Origin of the sequence: Undibacterium sp. Xuan67W (genome assembly GCF_049340165.1) — a bacterium.
Taxonomy (GTDB): Bacteria; Pseudomonadota; Gammaproteobacteria; order Burkholderiales; family Burkholderiaceae_D; genus Undibacterium.
The window spans coordinates 267,058-280,139 of sequence record NZ_JBMPPN010000002.1 but is presented as its reverse complement, the minus strand read 5'-3'; the positions used below and the strand labels follow the sequence as shown (position 1 = coordinate 280,139).

15 protein-coding genes are annotated in these 13,082 nt (G+C 47.8%); 7 read left to right on the top strand and 8 right to left on the bottom strand.

The genetic code is table 11. The features are described from left to right. Positions 1-39 precede the first annotated feature (39 nt). From ACO0LE_RS03005 to ACO0LE_RS02995, 3 genes are all read left to right on the top strand, one after another. Positions 40-1,074 carry a GlxA family transcriptional regulator gene (locus tag ACO0LE_RS03005; RefSeq protein WP_422958968.1) on the top strand — a complete coding sequence of 345 codons (1,035 nt, stop codon included), beginning with the start codon at positions 40-42 and terminating at the stop codon, positions 1,072-1,074. A 246-nt stretch (positions 1,075-1,320) separates the two neighbouring features. Further along, a complete protein-coding gene (locus ACO0LE_RS03000; protein ID WP_422958926.1) occupies positions 1,321-2,196 on the top strand; it encodes an MOSC domain-containing protein in 876 nt (291 codons plus the stop codon). A 46-nt stretch (positions 2,197-2,242) separates the two neighbouring features. After that, on the top strand, positions 2,243-3,394 hold the full coding sequence (locus ACO0LE_RS02995; RefSeq protein WP_422958925.1) for a DUF484 family protein: 1,152 nt from the start codon (positions 2,243-2,245) through the stop codon (positions 3,392-3,394). A gap of 9 nt (positions 3,395-3,403) precedes the next feature. Here ACO0LE_RS02995 and ACO0LE_RS02990 read toward each other — a convergent pair whose 3' ends face one another. Genes ACO0LE_RS02990 through rsmD form a run of 3 tightly spaced genes read right to left on the bottom strand, consistent with a single transcriptional unit; the run spans position 3,404 to position 4,936 of the window. After that, the gene (locus ACO0LE_RS02990) at positions 3,404-3,670 is read right to left on the bottom strand and encodes a YfhL family 4Fe-4S dicluster ferredoxin (protein WP_422958924.1); all 267 of its coding nucleotides are present in this window, start codon (positions 3,668-3,670) and stop codon (positions 3,404-3,406) included. Positions 3,671-3,714: 44 nt separating this feature from the next. Next, positions 3,715-4,221 carry a pantetheine-phosphate adenylyltransferase gene (coaD, locus tag ACO0LE_RS02985; RefSeq protein ID WP_422958923.1) on the bottom strand — a complete coding sequence of 169 codons (507 nt, stop codon included), beginning with the start codon at positions 4,219-4,221 and terminating at the stop codon, positions 3,715-3,717. 43 nt (positions 4,222-4,264) lie between these two features. Continuing rightward, positions 4,265-4,936 carry a 16S rRNA (guanine(966)-N(2))-methyltransferase RsmD gene (rsmD, locus tag ACO0LE_RS02980; protein WP_422958922.1) on the bottom strand — a complete coding sequence of 224 codons (672 nt, stop codon included), beginning with the start codon at positions 4,934-4,936 and terminating at the stop codon, positions 4,265-4,267. A 387-nt stretch (positions 4,937-5,323) separates the two neighbouring features. Here rsmD and ftsY point away from each other — a divergent pair, with 387 nt between their 5' ends. From ftsY to rpoH, 4 genes are all read left to right on the top strand, one after another. Further along, the gene (gene ftsY / locus ACO0LE_RS02975; RefSeq protein ID WP_422958921.1) at positions 5,324-6,367 is read left to right on the top strand and encodes a signal recognition particle-docking protein FtsY; all 1,044 of its coding nucleotides are present in this window, start codon (positions 5,324-5,326) and stop codon (positions 6,365-6,367) included. A 13-nt stretch (positions 6,368-6,380) separates the two neighbouring features. Next, positions 6,381-7,055 (top strand): cell division ATP-binding protein FtsE, encoded by a 675-nt coding sequence (locus ACO0LE_RS02970; protein WP_422958920.1) that lies wholly within the window; start codon positions 6,381-6,383, stop codon positions 7,053-7,055. Between the two features lie 24 nt (positions 7,056-7,079). Beyond that, a complete protein-coding gene (locus ACO0LE_RS02965; protein WP_422958919.1) occupies positions 7,080-7,994 on the top strand; it encodes a cell division protein FtsX in 915 nt (304 codons plus the stop codon). A 263-nt stretch (positions 7,995-8,257) separates the two neighbouring features. Then, positions 8,258-9,154, top strand: coding sequence for an RNA polymerase sigma factor RpoH (gene rpoH, locus ACO0LE_RS02960; RefSeq protein ID WP_422957374.1), 897 nt, complete (start codon positions 8,258-8,260; stop codon positions 9,152-9,154). Positions 9,155-9,198: 44 nt separating this feature from the next. Here the strand turns inward: rpoH and ACO0LE_RS02955 are convergent, their stop codons facing one another. The 5 genes from ACO0LE_RS02955 to ACO0LE_RS02935 are packed head-to-tail and all read right to left on the bottom strand — an operon-like array spanning position 9,199 to position 13,077. Then, positions 9,199-9,780 (bottom strand): SCO family protein, encoded by a 582-nt coding sequence (locus tag ACO0LE_RS02955; RefSeq protein WP_422958918.1) that lies wholly within the window; start codon positions 9,778-9,780, stop codon positions 9,199-9,201. Then, complete coding sequence (gene cyoE, locus ACO0LE_RS02950; protein WP_422958917.1) at positions 9,777-10,661, bottom strand: heme o synthase; 885 nt, start codon at positions 10,659-10,661, stop codon at positions 9,777-9,779. The genes ACO0LE_RS02955 and cyoE overlap by 4 nt, the downstream gene beginning before the upstream one ends. A gap of 37 nt (positions 10,662-10,698) precedes the next feature. Further along, entirely contained in the window at positions 10,699-11,787 is a 1,089-nt protein-coding gene (locus tag ACO0LE_RS02945; RefSeq protein ID WP_422958916.1) for a COX15/CtaA family protein, read from the bottom strand. A gap of 2 nt (positions 11,788-11,789) precedes the next feature. Further along, positions 11,790-12,380 carry an SCO family protein gene (locus ACO0LE_RS02940; protein ID WP_422958915.1) on the bottom strand — a complete coding sequence of 197 codons (591 nt, stop codon included), beginning with the start codon at positions 12,378-12,380 and terminating at the stop codon, positions 11,790-11,792. Next, on the bottom strand, positions 12,364-13,077 hold the full coding sequence (locus tag ACO0LE_RS02935; protein WP_422958914.1) for an SURF1 family protein: 714 nt from the start codon (positions 13,075-13,077) through the stop codon (positions 12,364-12,366). Before ACO0LE_RS02935 ends, ACO0LE_RS02940 begins: the two co-directional genes overlap by 17 nt. Positions 13,078-13,082: the final 5 nt, after the last annotated feature.

Below are 13,082 nucleotides of genomic sequence, written 5' to 3'. Positions count from 1 at the left end.
AGAAGTGACCCGATTGCCAATATTCGATACAATCAGGCCATGCATAAGGAAACTCTGATTCAGCCTCCGACTCAAGCCAGGATACCATCCTCGATTCAACGCGCGTCCAAGGCTGTAACGGTTGCTGTGCTGGCATTTGATGGCATTAGTCCGTTTCACTTATCAGTCCCTTGTCTGGTGTTCGGCGAGCAGCATGGCGAATTTAACTTACCTGCGTTCAAGCTGAAAGTATGTGCCTTCGCAGAGAAGGCTGGTAAGCATGTGGTGACGACGAGTGCTGGTTTTTCGATCAACACGAATCATGGTCTATCGGCCTTAGCGCGGGCGGATATGATTGTGATCCCGTCGTGGCATAACGATTTACAACCTGCGCCGGCCGCACTGCTAAAGGCTTTGCGCAAAGCGCATGAGACTGGTGTGCGGATTGTTGGTTTATGTTTGGGTGCGTTTGTGGTGGCGGAAGCGGGTTTGCTTGATCAGAAGATGGCAACGACTCATTGGGCATTTGCGAAAGAATTTTTACAGCGCTTCCCACAAGTGCACCTCGATCCCAATGTCTTGTATGTTGACAATGGGGATGTGATTACCTCGGCGGGTACTGCCGCGGGGATTGATTGCTGTTTGCATGTGCTGCGATCTCAGTATGGTGCGGAGGCTGCGGCGCATGTCGCCCGGCGTCTGGTGGTGGCGCCACATCGTCAAGGCGGACAAGCACAATATATTGAGCAACCTGTTCCCACTCTTGCCAGCGATGATCGTTTATCCACAGTACTGGAATGGATGCTACAGCATCTTGCTGAACCACAACATCTGGATCAGCTGGCTGAAAAAGCCTTAATGAGCCGACGTAGTTTTACCCGCCACTTCCAGCAGTTGACCGGGACCACGGTAGGTAAATGGCTGCTCAATCAGCGACTGGCACAGGCGCAACGTCAGCTAGAATCGAGTAAGCGCTCGATTGATGACATCGCAGTGGATACCGGCTTTGGCTCGGCGCTATTATTGCGACGCTATTTTGCGAGAGAATTTAACATCTCGCCATCGGCTTACCGGCAAGCTTTTCAGGGTAGGTAATGGGTTAACGTAGCGGATACGGCGGTTGAATCTGTCAATTTTTATAGAGTGCTTCTGAATATCCGGTAATTTACTGGCCATCAAAATAATGATACTCCCATACAGTATTATTATTCGCCCTTTTAATTCCAGCGCAAATCGGGGTATTTTATAAAAATATGAGGGGAGTATATTCAATATCCGCGCATGAACTGATTACCACGACGACTTATCACCTTATGAATTTTTGATTTGTGAATATGAACTATGCCTACGATTACTGAACTCACGCTTTATCCCATTAAATCCTGTGCTGGTATCGCCTTACGCTCTGCGGTGTTAAGCGAATCTGGTTTATCCACTCAGACCGGCGTGAGTGTGATTCACGATCGCGAGTGGATGCTCGTTGATATGGAGGGGCTATTTTTAAGCCAGCGCAGCCATCCTCGCATGGCATTGATACGGCCAATAATCAACGGCGATCAGTTAACGCTGCTTGCGCCGGATATGCCAGCATTGCCACTGGCACTTAGCTGGACTGAGTTAGCTGCGGCAACATCGTTACAAGTACAAGTCTGGGACGATCTGGTAGCGGCCTTTGACTGTGGCGATCAGGTCGCCGCCTGGCTTAGTCATGTCCTAGACACGGATTGCCGCCTAGCACGATTTGATCCTGCAGGCAGACGTTTAGCCAGCCAAAAATGGACCGGCAATCAGGAAGTCGGTACGCTGTTTTCAGATGGTTTCCCACTCTTGCTGACCTCTACCTCTTCACTGGACGATCTGAACCAAAAGTTAATATCGCAAGGTCGTGAGACGATTCCTATGAATCGCTTTCGCCCGAATATCGTTCTGTCGGGACTTGACGCTTTTGAAGAAGACTATGCGGGCTTTATCGATCTTGTAAGTGCTGACAGAGAGATACAACTACAGGCAGTCAAACCCTGCACCCGTTGTACTATTCCGGCAGTAGATCAGATCACTGGGGAAAGTGGTCCCGACCCTGTCGATATTTTGCAAACCTACCGTGCAAATCCTCAGCTGGATGGCGGCATTACCTTCGGCATGAATTTGATTGTGAGCAAAGGTGTCGGCTCACAGATTCATGTTGGTGATCAGGTCGATCTTCAGTTAGCATTCTAGCGGCTGCAAATAAAAAATACTGGGCAAACCCGGATACCTAACGCACATGAAAGCTGATATGGGGACAGGACTAACACCACCACTTGATCTGAGTACACAATTCACTATGAACGAGCTGCGCAGAGAGAATTCTATGCTGCGCAATCAATTAGCGAATTTGCTGGAGCATGCGCATCAGAATCAGCAAATCATGTCGCGGCATCAGGACTTCGATCTAAGATTGATCAGTACCAGTAGTTTTCGTGAGCTGGTTGAAAATATTTTCAGTACACTGGCAAAAATGTCGGAGCTAGATATTGTGACACTGGGTTTACTGGATAGACAAAAAGGACTGCAAACAATTGTCCAGGATCTTAACATCACACCGGAAGAGTTTCCCTCATTGTTTTTTGTGCAGAACGAACTTGATCTGCGCATACATGGTGAGCAATTACGCAAACCTGCGCTCGGCATCTTCAATCAAGCTGACCACGGCAATATGTTTCTTACTTGCGAGAAAAAACCAGCCAGCGTAGCCATCGTTCCCTTGATACGACAGAATAAATTATTAGGCTATTTGAATCTTGGCAGTTTTCAGGCGTCACGGTTCAATACTACGATGGCAACCGATTTCATTGAACATATGGCATCCATCATTGCGATCTGTCTGGAAAACGTCATCAACAACGAACGCCTGACCCACATGGGACTCACCGATCCTTTGACCAATGTCAGTAACCGTCGTTATGTAGAGCAACGTATGCTGGAAGAAATAGGACGTGCGCGCCGCCAGCAATACAGCATTGTGTGCATGTATTTGGATATCGATTTCTTCAAACAGATCAACGACCGTTACGGCCATCAGGGCGGCGATGATGTCTTGATAGAAGTTAGTAACAGGATCAAAGCAGAGCTGCGATTAAGCGACACCATGGGGCGTTTTGGCGGGGAAGAATTCGTCGCCCTGCTTGTAGACGCGAGTGCAGAGGACGGTATGATGGTGGCAGAGCGCATTCGCAAAAGTATTGCGGAGCGGCCATTCCAGTTTCATCAGATGGGAAGTTGCCAGGCCACGATTTCGATCGGAGTATCAACCCTATCCGAATCCCTGAATTACGGAAAAATCGATAATGTCGCTCGCGAGCTGTTGCAAGATGCAGATCAGGCGCTATTCAGAGCGAAAAATCAGGGTCGTAACCGGGTGTGTGAGTCGACCTAGATCAGCATATTAAAACGAGACGGTTTTAACAGCGGCCTGCAAGCGCTCATACTTGGCTTGCAATTCTTCTTTGGTCTCACGCCAGGCGGGATTGAATGGAATGCAGCTCACAGGACAGACTTGCTGGCATTGCGGTTCTTTGTAATGGCCAACGCATTCTGTGCATTTGTGAGGATCAATTTCATAAATCTCCGGGCCCATATAAATGGCATCGTTCGGGCACTCGGGTTCACATACGTCACAATTTATGCAATCGTCTGTAATCAATAAAGCCATACGTTCTCCTGCTACTGCGTTGCACTACTTAATTAGTTGCATAGTTACTTAGTTAATTCAATCTTGAGCGCCTGTTCAGCTACTTTTTTCTGCAACCATTTATCGACCGACGGGAATACGAATTTAGATACGTCACCGCCAAACATGGCGATCTCACGCACGATAGTGCCTGAAATGAATTGATATTGGTCAGAGGGTGTCAGGAACAAGGTCTCTACGTCCGGTAACAAATATCGGTTCATGCCCGCCATTTGAAATTCATACTCAAAGTCAGATACCGCACGCAAACCGCGAACAATCACACGCGCATCGTTTTTACGGACAAAGTCTTTCAGCAGGCCGGAAAAGCTTTCTACCCTTACATTTGGGTAATGTCCCAGCACTTCGTTCGCAATCGACAATCTTTCGTCCAGCGAGAAAAAAGGCTTTTTGTTCTTGCTGTCTGCAACGCCGACCACCAGCGTGTCAAACAAACCAGAAGCACGACGCACCAGATCTTCATGACCACGCGTTAGCGGATCAAAGGTTCCCGGATATACAGCTGTGACCATTTTTACTCCCTCATTTGTGTCTGTGCACCAATTTGAAGAGGCATTATGCCTGATTTCCGAGCGCCTCATGCGTCATAATGTTGCGTTGCAGTATGTGGAAATACACACTACCAGCCTGATCGGCGCGAATCACTTTCCAATCTGCCAACCATTCAGGAAGCTCTTGCGCACTGCCATCCGTCGATAATACATGCTCTGCTTCGACATACAGCAAGCCTTGTGCGCTTAAGAGTTTTGCACAATAAGGTAAAATTTTTGGCAGGTAAGCTTGATCAAACGGCGGATCCAGAAAAATCAGATCGTACTGTTGTTGGCGCGCCACCATGCTTTGGACAATGGTCAGCGCATCCCCTCTCAGCAAGTTAACCTGGCTGGCGCTCAACTTTTCCTTGACCTGATCGAGTTGCCTGAACGCGGGTGTGTGGTATTCCACCATTGTGACACTGGCGGCACCGCGACTCGCGGCCTCAAAACCCAGCGCACCGGTTCCAGCAAACAGATCGAGGCAAGTAAGCGCCGACCATCTGCCGTCAATCAAGTGGCCAAGCCAGTTAAAAACCGTTTCTCTGACACGATCAGGAGTAGGACGCAATCCCTCTGCGTCAATGACGCTGAGTACAGTACGTTTCCACACACCGCCAATAATACGCACCTGATGAGGCACGCGCTTGTGCGCTACTGGCGGCTTGACGGGTTTCTTTGCCTGGTTTTTCATTCAGTTACTGAGCTCTATTTTGTTGGTGGAAGTCATAGATGGATTCTACGCATCCAAAGAAGGTCGCATTATCCTAGATTTTCCCTCAGAACAGCAGCATGTATATAGTTGGCGAGCTGGCTGTGTATGACGACAATACAGACTGCATGGGGAAACATCAACGCCCATAGTTGGCCAGATGCGCAATTGTCGCAATAGCGCTCGCACGCAAATTACGATGACCATGCCGCCGAGCGCTACATTGCACTTGCGTTATTACGAAGTGATAGCGGCCGAACGGATAGTCCAGAATTATGACGCAGTCTGGACTGCTGCCCCAGCAAACTTCCGTCTGTTAGAATGGCGACATTCCAATCTGTCGCATATTCAGAGTCCCCACTATCCTCGATGTTTAGCTTTTTCAAGAAAAAACCCAAAGAAGAAACCGTCCTCCCGCCGGTTGTCGCAACCCAGGCAGCAGAGCTGGCTATCACGCCTGCCGAACCAGCGCCCGTGACCACGGCTGCGGCGAGCGATATCAATGCAGCAACACCAAAACAATCCTGGTTAAGCCGTCTTAAAGCCGGACTCTCAAAAACCTCGTCGAATCTGACCACCTTATTCGTTGGCGCGAGAATTGATGACGACCTGTACGATGAGCTGGAGGCCGCTTTATTGACAGTGGATGCAGGCGTCGAGGCGACCCAATTTTTACTAGATGGCTTGAAGAAAAAAGTTAAAGAACAGAAGCTAACCGAAGCAGAACAAGTGAAAGCAGCACTCAAAGTTTTGTTACTGGACTTATTAACACCATTACAAAAGCCTCTGGAGCTTGGGCGCTACCAACCTTTAGTGATGATGATTGCCGGTGTGAACGGTGCCGGTAAAACAACAACCATAGGCAAGCTCGCGAAACATCTGCAAAGCCACCAGCAATCCGTGTTACTGGCCGCTGGAGATACTTTCCGGGCGGCGGCACGCGAACAATTGACGATTTGGGGCGAGCGGAACAATGTCACGGTGATCTCACAAGAATCCGGCGATCCGGCTGCGGTGGCTTTTGATGCGGTCGCGTCTGCCAAGGCCCGCGGCACCGATGTAGTGATGGTAGACACCGCAGGCCGTTTACCGACGCAGTTGCATCTGATGGAAGAACTGAAAAAAATTAAGCGCGTGATTGCAAAAGGTATGGATGGCGCACCACAGGAGGTGCTGTTAATCATCGACGGCAACACAGGACAAAATGCACTGGCGCAAGTCAAGGCATTTGATGATGCACTCGGCTTAACTGGTCTGGTGATCACGAAACTGGACGGTACCGCCAAAGGAGGCGTACTTGCGGCGATTGCTAAGACGCGCCCTGTCCCGGTTTATTTCATTGGTGTCGGTGAGCAGATAGAAGACTTGCAACCATTCAATGCCCAGGAATTTGTAGACGCCTTGTTGAATTAAAAGGATCACGCCGATGATAGAGTTCCAGCAAGTCTCCAAGCAATATGCGCACGGCGCTTATGCGCTGCGCAATGTATCGCTGAAGATCAATGATGGAGAACTGATTTTTCTTGCCGGACCATCGGGCGCTGGTAAATCAACCTTACTCAAAATGATCGCGGGTATTGAACGCGCCAGCACTGGCATAGTCAGTGTGAACGGTCAGGATATCAGCAAGCTTAAATCAGGCAGCTTGCCTTATTTACGACGTAAGCTTGGCTTGATATTGCAAGACAAAGGCTTGCTTCTCGACAGAAGCGTGCTGGCAAATGTCATGCTGCCACTGATTGTCAATGGAGCATCTGCCGCAGAAGCAGAAACCCGAGCGCGCGCTGCACTCGACAAAGTCAATCTGGCAGATAAGGCAGATGTATTTCCGCTCGCGCTTTCTGGCGGAGAACAGCAACGTGTTGCAATCGCCCGTGCTATTGTCAATCGCCCACAAATTATTCTGGCTGATGAGCCCACAGCATTTCTTGATCGCGATAATGCAAATAAAGTCATCAGCGCGCTGAAAGCCTTTCAAAGTGCAGGCGTGACCTGCATTATCTCTAGCCATGATGAACAGTTTCTGGATCAGGCAAGCCGCGTCATTTATTTGAACAAAGGTGAATTGTCAGACGTATGGCAATCGCCCATCGCGGCATAGTCCAGGGAAGAAGAGGAAAAATCGATGTCCATCTGGTTACGTCAGCATTTGTTTGCCCTTAAAAGTGCCTTGTCGCACTTACGCTCTGGCCCGGGTAATTTTTTATTCAATGTATTGGTAGTAGCGATTGCGCTCGCATTACCGATTGCAGGATTAACGCTGATTGAAAATATTCGGCCGGTCTCTGCACAGCTCTCCATTGAACCAGAGATTAGCGTATTTCTTACGCCTGACACCGCAAGATCAGATGCAACCGCTCTGTCGCTCACAATTAAAAAACTTTTAAAAGATGCGAATATCAGCGCAAAGCTTAATTTTGTAACGAAAGACAAAGCGCTTGCCGCCTTAGAAGAAACATCAAGCCTGGCAGAAGTGCTATCTACTTTGGGTGGCAACCCGCTGCCCGACGCTTACATTTTGTCCTTGTCTAATTCCGACGCACATCGAGTTGAATTTTTAACACAACAACTTAAAAGCTTGCCGGGAGTTGATGTGGTACAAGTGGATTCTGCATGGGTAAAACGGCTAGCAGCTCTGGTACAAGTTCTCCAGCTGTCCTTACTATTTCTGGCGGTTACACTGAGCGTAGTTGTGGTCGTGGTGATTTTTAATGCAACGCGCTTGCAGGTGATTTCACATCAAGCGGAAATTGCGATTGCCCGTTTATTAGGTGCAACCAATAGCTTCATCCATCGGCCTTATTACTACACCGGCGCTTTATTGGGGTTTCTTGCCGGTGGCATCGCATTGGGTTTAATTGCCCTGTCTTTGCGCCCGCTCAATCAAGCCATTGCAGAATTTGCTAAGTTATATGCATCGGAGTTCCACTTAGTCCCGCTGGGACTGGTTGCCAGCATAATATTGCTTGCAACCAGCGTAATGCTCGGGCTGTGTGGTGCCTTTCTCTCGGTGAGAAGACAGCTATCGCGGCTGACCTGATTAATTATCAATCCAAGAGGAATTACAGGCTGTTTTGCCAATACGCACTTACTACCAAATAATCCGAAACTTTTTTCTTAAATACCCCTCTAATCAATAATAGCAGTTTCAAATTAACCATTATTTTTTAATATAGTTTTTCTATATTAAGTATATAAATTTCGAGTATTAGCACTCAACTCAAGAGAGTGCTAATATAAGAACTTGAAATTGGTGGTTTAGCCCAAAACTGTGGCTAAATCGGCAGCAAATAGGGAGGAAGAATGAATCAATCATCGACATCTGTGATGCCATCTTCGGATAGCACAGCGCTTGCTTTAGGCTTTACTGGCAGTCTGGGTAATATTGACGCCTATATTTCAGCGGTGAACCGCTTGCCTATGCTCACGCACGAGCAAGAGATCGATCTGGCGAAAAAACTCACCCAAAATAATGATTTGAACGCCGCGCAACAACTGGTTATGTCGCACTTGCGCCTAGTTGTATCCATCGCCCGCGGTTACCTCGGTTATGGCTTGCCACATGCTGATTTGATTCAAGAAGGCAATATTGGTCTGATGAAAGCCGTGAAACGCTTCGATCCTGATCAGGGTGTGCGCCTTGTGTCCTATGCGATGCACTGGATCAAAGCCGAAATGCATGAGTACATTTTGAAAAACTGGCGTCTGGTCAAAGTGGCGACGACCAAAGCACAACGTAAATTATTCTTTAATCTTCGTAGCCATAAAGAAGGTTTAGATTCAATGTCGCCTAAACAGGTTGATGCATTGGCTAAAACTCTGGATGTCAAACGCGAAGAAGTCATCGAAATGGAAATGCGCTTATCCGGCAGAGATATCGCTCTGGATGCACCAACTGACGATGACGACGATAAGTTTGCACCTATTGCGTATCTGAAAACAGAAAGCGAAGAACCAACTCGTGTTTTGGAAGCCCGTCAACGTGACCGTTTGCAAAGCGAAGGCTTAGAAAGTGCCTTGTCCAAACTTGATGCGCGCTCGCGCCACATCGTCGAATCACGTTGGTTAAAAAATGATGATGGTTCTGGCTCAACGTTACATGAATTAGCCGATGAGTATGGCGTTTCTGCAGAACGTATCCGCCAGATCGAAAGCGCTGCCTTGAAGAAGATGAAAGGCGCTTTGGCTAGTTTTGCATGATATGGAATCAGCCTAAATAAAAAGCACTCCAAGGAGTGCTTTTTTTATTGTAGAAGTAATTTCAGATCATGGACAATCGGTTCAGCGCCCTGTCCATGACGCAAAAACAAACGTATCCGTCCCTCAGGATCAAATACATAGCTACCTGCGGTGTGATCCATCGTGTAGGAACCTAGCGTCTTTCCTGGCACTTTTTGGTAATACACTTTAAAATCCTTCGCGACCTTAGCCGTGGCTGCAGCATCACCGTACATTCCTAAAAATCTGTGATCAAAATTAGGCACATATGCAGCTAATAGATCCTGCGTGTCGCGCTCTGGATCAACCGTCACAAACAAGACCTGTACCTTATCGGATAAGGTTCCCAATTGCTTCATTACTGTCGCCATTTCAGCCATGGTTGTGGGACAGACATCCGGGCATTGTGTGTAGCCAAAAAAGATGACGACAGCCTTCCCTTTAAAATCAGACAGGGTTCTTGCTTTGCCATTGTGGTCAGTCAAGGAAAAGTCTTTGGCGTAGTCCAGACCCGTCAGGTCCGTGTTTGTAAACTGTGGAGCAGGTTTGCTGCATGCCACCATGACTAACATCAGCAGCACGCTGGCAAAGCGAATGAATGAAGTCATAATTTAATGTAGTGATCGACCAGCAATACAGCAAACAGCAACGATAAATAAATAATAGAAAAAGCAAACGTCTTACGGGCAAGCACGTCATCATAATGACGATAAATTCGCCATGCATACCACAGGAAAATCGTACCGAGAATGACCGCACTGACTAGGTAAATCAATCCGCTCATATGCACGGCATAAGGCAGCATGGTGGTCGCAAACAAAGCAATCGTATATAACCAGATATGAAAACGGGTGAATTCCATCCCATGCGTGATTGGCAGCATCGGTAAGCCGGATTTGGCATAGTCATCACGGCGATACATTGCCAGAGCCCAGAAATGCGGTGGCGTCCAGATGAAGATGATCAATACCAAAAGCCAAGCTTGCATGGGGACATCGTTCGCAATCGCTGCCCAACCAAGCGCCGGAGGCATCGCTCCGGATAAGCCACCGATCACGATATTTTGTGGCGTCGCTGGCTTCAGAATAATCGTATAAATAACCGCATACCCAACAAAGGTAATAAAGGTCAGCCACATCGTGAGTGGATTCACCATGGTGTACAAAACCCACATCCCCAGTGCACCAATGACGCCGGAAAAAATCAATATCTGCAAAGGATTGATTTCACCCTGAGCCGAAGCTCGTCTTGCCGTCCTGGCCATACGTGCATCAATTTCACGCTCAACCAGGCAATTCACGGCGAATGCTGCGCCCGCCAATAACCAGATACCGATCGTTGCTGCGACAACGATTCGCCAATCTGGCAAATCTGGCGTAGCCAGGAACATACCTATCACCGCACAAAATACCGCCAATTGTGTGACACGAGGCTTCGTCAGAGCCCAATATTGAGCCATTCGACTGGATGGAATACTAAGTGATGTCATAGAAAATCTAGGGGAGGAGGACGCGTGTTACTTTTTATTACTGAGTTGCTGCCGATGCACTTACCACGTGTCTAATGCGGTAGTTTAACATGCTCAGTAGCAGGACAAGTAAGGCCGCACCACCGTTATGTAACACGGCGAGAAACAAGGGCCATGAGAAAAATACGGTTGAAACGCCGGTCAAAAACTGAACTCCGATAACAATCAGTATGTATCGGCCCAGCGATGCCACCTCAGTTTTTTTACGCGCCAGAGAGGCGGTAATAACGACCGCAATGATCACTAGCCACGCAAAACTCCGGTGCACCCAATGAATAGCGACCAGTGCAGAAAATGGCAAAAATGATCCGTCGGCTTTCTGACCCAACTGACGCCATAAGCTGAAACCATGCTCAAAATCCATTTCCGGAATAATGACACCATGACAAAGAGGATAGTCTTGGCAAGCTAAAGCAGCGTAGTTAGTGCTAACCCAGCCACCGAGAGCAATTTGTATTGTGAGCAACGTGAGCGCTACGGTTGCAAAAGTAATGAGTGGTTCAGGCTTGGATCTCTGTGTAGTAGCTGTGCCTTGCATTTGATTCTGACTAGCCAGTGACCAAGCTTGAATGGCAAGCAATGCCATTCCCAACAAAAGATGCGTCGTGACAATCACCGGCTGCAACTTCAAAGTCACAGTCCAGGCGCCAAATGCGCCCTGTACACACACAAGAAGAAATATCGACGTTGGCAACCAGGGTGAGGTCAATAAATCTTTGCGTCGCCACCAGGCATAAACCATTTGCGCGACAATCAAGAGACCCACACTCATCGCTAGATAACGATGGATCATCTCTATCCATGCCTTTGACAACGTTACCGGTCCGGTTGGCATCAAGGCCTGGGCAGCACTAATTGCATGGTGGGCTTGAAATGGATTGGCCTCGCCATAGCAGCCGGGCCAGTCCGGACAGCCCAAACCTGAATCAGTCAGACGTGTAAATGCGCCAAACATGATCAGGTCAAAAGTCAGAAACATACTGACCGAGATGAGTTTGTGATATTTACTTTGATTCTTTGACAGCCAGACAAGACTCAGCGGAATCGTCGCAAGAATCAAAGCCGTAATTGCAATTTGCATCCACATATTTAGCCTATTGCCGACGCTTTCAGTAATTTACCGATATCCTTCTTCACCTTATTCGGATCGGCATCTTTTGGGAAACGCATCATCAAATTACCTAGCGGATCAATCATATAAATATGATCGCTGATAACAGTATTCGCATCCACTGGCAGCCAGGATTTGAGCTTATCCTGACTTACGCTCAACATGCGCATGCCGTCGTATTCGCGAATTAAAACGGTATCTACGGGTTTATTGTCAGTAATTAGCCAGACACGCTCTATACGATCCATTTCCTTTCCCTGAATCAGGCGTAACTGCCGCATGTCGTACATTTTTTTCTTACATGCGTCGGCACATTCACCGCTATCGGCTTGCAGCAGAATCCATTTACCTTTATACGCATCGAGCTCTTTTGATTCACCACCTAGCAAATGCGCATCAAGTTTAGGCATGGGATAGGAGCGAGGGTCCAGAATGACACCATAATTAGTTCTGCCTTCGGGTTTAATGACAAAATAAAACAGGTAAGAGAGAAGCATCGGCGCAGCACAAACAGCTAAGACCAATAAAAGTTTCCAGCGACCTGCATGTTTACTATTCGGTTTTTCCACGACGATATCCTGTAACCACAAAAAATATAATTGCCATCAATGACAAGGCGTACCACTGAAACGCATACGCCCGATGTTTATCAGAACCATCTGATAGCAGCGGCCAATCACGCTGTAATCCGTCCGCTAAATCCGAGTTTTGCTCCACAATCAGAGGATGTATTTTCCACCCATTTTTTCTTGATAATTCTGCTGGACTTACATTTTGCAAAACAGCACCAGGCTTAATGACTTCAGCTTGCCCTAACTGCATTACATGACCAAAATTTTCATGCAATTGCCCCTCTAGCTGCACGACTCCCGAAGGGGTAACTAGCGGCGGCATGTTTGCACGGTCATGTGCATTACGTGCTTGCCAGCCTCTGCCGACCAAAACAAACTGATCCACACCTTCAATCTTAAACGGCATAAGAACATAAAATCCTGCCACACCTTTTAATGGCCTGTTATCCAGATAAAGAGGCCATTCAGAGACAAAATGTCCCGTTAAGCTGACGCGCCGATATACAGAATCAGGAGAGGCAAATAGAGCCTGAGAAGATAAAGCTGGTAACTTAGCGCGCTCCCGCATTGCCTGGGCAATTATTTCTTTTTCATGCGCCCTGCGAGTTTGCCATTGTCCCAGACTTATGCCGATCACACAGAGCAACATTGTGACCAATAGAGGAATCCAGCGAAAACGAAACTTATTAAGCATTACAA

Excerpts from the sequence above, each read along its gene's own strand:
- ACO0LE_RS02970 (WP_422958920.1), top strand. The coding sequence starts at position 6,381 with ATGATAGAGTTCCAGCAAGTCTCCAAGCAATATGCGCACGGCGCTTAT.
- ACO0LE_RS03000 (WP_422958926.1), top strand. The coding sequence starts at position 1,321 with ATGCCTACGATTACTGAACTCACGCTTTATCCCATTAAATCCTGTGCT.
- ACO0LE_RS02995 (WP_422958925.1), top strand. The coding sequence starts at position 2,243 with ATGAAAGCTGATATGGGGACAGGACTAACACCACCACTTGATCTGAGT.
- rsmD (WP_422958922.1), bottom strand. The coding sequence starts at position 4,936 with ATGAAAAACCAGGCAAAGAAACCCGTCAAGCCGCCAGTAGCGCACAAG.
- ftsY (WP_422958921.1), top strand. The coding sequence starts at position 5,324 with ATGTTTAGCTTTTTCAAGAAAAAACCCAAAGAAGAAACCGTCCTCCCG.
- ACO0LE_RS02965 (WP_422958919.1), top strand. The coding sequence starts at position 7,080 with ATGTCCATCTGGTTACGTCAGCATTTGTTTGCCCTTAAAAGTGCCTTG.
- ACO0LE_RS03005 (WP_422958968.1), top strand. The coding sequence starts at position 40 with ATGCATAAGGAAACTCTGATTCAGCCTCCGACTCAAGCCAGGATACCA.
- ACO0LE_RS02945 (WP_422958916.1), bottom strand. The coding sequence starts at position 11,787 with ATGTGGATGCAAATTGCAATTACGGCTTTGATTCTTGCGACGATTCCG.
- ACO0LE_RS02935 (WP_422958914.1), bottom strand. The coding sequence starts at position 13,077 with ATGCTTAATAAGTTTCGTTTTCGCTGGATTCCTCTATTGGTCACAATG.
- cyoE (WP_422958917.1), bottom strand. The coding sequence starts at position 10,661 with ATGACATCACTTAGTATTCCATCCAGTCGAATGGCTCAATATTGGGCT.
- ACO0LE_RS02990 (WP_422958924.1), bottom strand. The coding sequence starts at position 3,670 with ATGGCTTTATTGATTACAGACGATTGCATAAATTGTGACGTATGTGAA.
- coaD (WP_422958923.1), bottom strand. The coding sequence starts at position 4,221 with ATGGTCACAGCTGTATATCCGGGAACCTTTGATCCGCTAACGCGTGGT.
- ACO0LE_RS02955 (WP_422958918.1), bottom strand. The coding sequence starts at position 9,780 with ATGACTTCATTCATTCGCTTTGCCAGCGTGCTGCTGATGTTAGTCATG.
- rpoH (WP_422957374.1), top strand. The coding sequence starts at position 8,258 with ATGAATCAATCATCGACATCTGTGATGCCATCTTCGGATAGCACAGCG.